We start from the raw sequence: 669 nt of genomic DNA, 5'->3' as shown, positions 1-669 counted from the left end.
AGCTGAATGATGATGCCCTCTATTTCCTCACTGCTGCAGTCCTCCGCAAAATATTCGCTGATTTTATCCGCTTTCAGCGTCACTTTCCGTTCCTTCGGTTTTTCCTCCGTCAGTATCAGGCGCACCATTGGAAGGGTAAGCTCCCCGGTCTTGCCATATTCCTTGATTTTTGCCGACTGCACCATGCTGACGTTGCAGCCTTTTTCCTCTATGACTGCCTGTACCCACTGCTGTGCTTCCTCCGCCAGAAAGGAAATGTCAACGCCCTGTGAGAAGCCGAGTTTCTTACCGTCCACCATAGCAAGGAGTTCATCAGACAGGCGGGAGAGCCAGATATACCGCTGAACCTTTTTAGCGTTCTCCCCGGCGGCTTCCCCCACTTCATCAAGGGTGTTCTTCCCTGACTTTTTCCCCTGATGCTTCATGGCTTCATACTTCATCTTATAGGCTCTCGCCTTTTCGCTTGGTAAAATGTCCTCCCTCTGGATATTGGAATCCACCATGATAATCGTGGCTTCATCATCGGTGTAATTGCGGACAACCACAGGCATCTCCGTCTTTCCGGCAAGCTCCGAGCCACGTCTGCGGCGGTGTCCGGCTATGATTTCATAGCCGCCGCCCGCCCTCGGTCTTGCAATCCCCGGCACAAGCACCCCGTACTGCCGGATA

At 52.9% G+C, this 669-nt stretch carries 1 protein-coding gene; it reads right to left on the bottom strand.

The window, feature by feature from the left end:
• Positions 1–669, bottom strand: a 669-nt coding sequence (locus D5281_RS25185; RefSeq protein ID WP_160562568.1) for a ParB/RepB/Spo0J family partition protein, incomplete at both ends; no start/stop codon positions are given.

The sequence above is a fragment of the Parablautia muri genome, from assembly GCF_009917485.1.
GTDB classification, from domain to species: Bacteria; Bacillota; Clostridia; order Lachnospirales; family Lachnospiraceae; genus Suilimivivens; species Suilimivivens muri.
This window is presented reverse-complemented; position numbering and strand designations above follow the sequence as displayed.